The organism is Microcystis sp. M53602_WE12 (assembly GCF_030065455.1).
GTDB classification, from domain to species: Bacteria; Cyanobacteriota; Cyanobacteriia; order Cyanobacteriales; family Microcystaceae; genus Microcystis; species Microcystis aeruginosa.
In genome coordinates, this window is record NZ_JASJFB010000309.1 from 1 (window position 1) to 2,731 (window position 2,731).

Sequence of the window (2,731 nt, forward strand, 5' to 3'; positions counted from 1 at the left end):
CTTGAGCATCGGTATAAAATTCCTTTAACCCTAGGTCAATTCCTGTTATTTGTCCCGTTGGTTTATGGTATTCTTGCCGCTCTACGTCAATCAAAAACTGACAATAATAACCATCAGCACGTCTAACAACTCTTACCCGTTTAATCTGTTGCTCTGAATAATAAACTAAGGTTTTTTGACTACACCATAAATCAAATTCTCCTGCTTTAAAGCCATCGGTGAACTTGATTTTACGTCGCTCATCAGATAGTTTGTAGCCCGTTAATTTGTATTCAACAGAACGGCTATGTTTTTTAAATCGAGGAAACCCCTTTTTCCCCGGTATCTGGGCATCGACAATTATGATAAAACCGATTAATTGATTGCCAGGCTCTATCAGCAGCCGATTGACGAGCTTGAGAGTTTAATTTCTTCACCCAAGGGGTCTCTTTATTGTTAGCTAGTACCGCACAAAGTTTTTGGAGATCATTGCGGGTTGTCCCTTGATTGGACCGCCAATAACGAACACAAGAGTTACGCACAAACTGAGAAGTTTTGATAGCTTCATCAAGCTGGTGATATTGCTCTGGTGTTCCGTTTTTTAGCTTTGCTTCTACGACTAGCATCTAACAATCCTCGACCATTGGCCAAATTAAGTATAACACAGTTTACCTACAAATGGTAGAATTAAAATCGGGCTTCGCAGTTAATATCCTGGTCGGATTTCATCCCCCGCAAAGGTTGATGTCTTGTCGAAAAATTTAGCGGGGGCATTCATCCGACATTTTAGGGAAATATGTTCTCATCCCATCTGCATTGATCCGAGTAACTTCGTGCTTTATTGGTTATTACTCTGTCAAGACTCATGATTAAACGCCAAAATCTTGCTTTTTCTCGTTATTTAACCTCAGTTACTCCCTTAACCGTCCTGTCTACCTTAGTATTTCTAGGTGCTTGTGGACAGCAACCCCAACAACAAGGAAGCCAACAACCCAGACAACAGGGACTTGAAGTCAAATTTCTCGTGGGAAGCGACCTAGCCCAATTCTGTCAGCAAGCAGCCACGAAATTGAACCAAAGCCAACCCAAACTCGCTAGCGGTGAAGCCTTTTACCTCAGTTGCGAAGCTAAAGGAAGCGGCGATGTGGTCCAAACGATTCTCTCGCTGGCCCAACAGTACCAAAATGGAACTCTCAAAGCCGATGCGCCCGAATTTCCCACCCTTTTATCCGTCGATGGCGAAATTTATCAGAGTCAACTCATCTACCAGATGAACAAGCTATTTCCCGGACAAAATTACATCCCGGAAATTACCGACTCACCCCTGATCGCCTACAGTCCGATGGTTTTCATGACAACCGCTGACCTCGCCAAGGGTTTAGAAAAAGTAGAAGATCCCTTCGTCGCCCTAGCTAAATTGGACAACTACCGCCAACTCGATCCCAAAGCCCCACCCCTCCCCATCACTTACGTCCACACCGCGCCTACCCGTTCTAATTCTGGCTTACAAACCCTGGTGGCCCAATTTGCTGCTGTAGCAGGTAAGCGCCCGGAAGATCTGACTGTAGCTGACGTAGAAAAATATCAGGGACAAATTCAACAGATCCAGAGTAAAATCACTCGCTATGGTACTTCTACCGCTTCCCTTGCCCAATCTATGGTCGCCAACGGACCCTTTTGGGCTTCGGTAGCCTCAGTTTACGAGTCTTTGGTAATTGCTGCTAACAGCCAAGCTGGTTCCAATCAAACGCGCTATCAAGCCGTCTATCCCAAGGCTACTTTCAGTTCCAATATGCGGGCAATTTTAGCCAATGCGCCTTGGATAAGTGACCGAGAAAAAGAAGCTGCTGAAAAGGTAATTGAATTCATTCTTTTGCCCGAAAACCAACAAATTGCCACAGATTTGGGACTGCGACCGGGTGTTCCAGGAGTAGCCTTGGGAAGCAAGTTTTCTGCTGAATTTGGCGTGAATCCTCAACCCACCTATGACTCTTACCGTTCGCCCCAACCAGAAGTAGTTGAAGCCATGCTTAAAAGCTGGCAAAATTATGCCAAGAAACCGTCGCAAGTAGCAGTAGTAATTGATACTTCTGGGTCGATGGAAGGGCAAAAACTGACATCAGTTAAGAATACTTTACTTAATTACGTTCAGAACCTGGGACCGAAGGAAAGAATTGCCCTAATTAGTTTCAATTCAGTTATTAACGAACCTGTGATTATAGAAGGAACTCCACAGGGGCGAGATCGCGGCATTGAATTTATTGGCCAACTGCGGTCCAGTGGTGGGACCAGACTTTATGATAGCGCCCTCTATGCCCGCAACTGGCTATCTCAAAATTTGCGGACTGATACTATTAATGCCGTGTTAATCTTAACTGATGGAGAAGATTCGGGGTCACAAATTAATCTGGATCAGTTGGAACAAGAGTTGCAAAAGAGTGGCTTTTCTTCCGATCAGCGAATTGCTTTCTTTACTATTGGTTATGGGAAAGAAGGAGAATTTAATCCCCAGGCTTTGCAAAAAATTGCCGAAGTTAACGGCGGTTACTATCGTCAAGGAGATCCAGCGACTATATCAACTGTGATGGGAGACTTGCAAGTAGAGTTTTAAGGCTCTTCGGTTTGTGTTATGCAATGGACGGGGATTATAAGGGATGTAACCCTTATATAGAAAGGCATTTAGCGATTTTTGTCAATTGTTTTTTATCTAGAGCGAACTAATCAATTAAGTCTCTTGCCAGATAAGGATTTA

At 44.0% G+C, this 2,731-nt stretch carries 1 protein-coding gene and 1 pseudogene; one reads left to right on the top strand and one right to left on the bottom strand.

All coding sequences use genetic code 11. From position 1 onward, the window contains the following. Positions 1–605 (bottom strand): annotated as a pseudogene (locus PX482_RS11015) (RNA-guided endonuclease InsQ/TnpB family protein); the annotation flags it as partial. 239 nt (positions 606–844) lie between these two features. On the opposite strand from PX482_RS11015, the gene PX482_RS11020 reads away from it, so the two are divergent. Further along, positions 845–2,590, top strand: a complete 1,746-nt coding sequence (locus tag PX482_RS11020) for a VWA domain-containing protein (RefSeq protein ID WP_043999401.1) — start codon at positions 845–847, stop codon at positions 2,588–2,590. The last annotated feature ends 141 nt before the right edge of the window (positions 2,591–2,731 follow it).

Coding starts and splice junctions, on each gene's coding strand:
- PX482_RS11020 (WP_043999401.1), top strand. CDS start 845: ATGATTAAACGCCAAAATCTTGCTTTTTCTCGTTATTTAACCTCAGTT.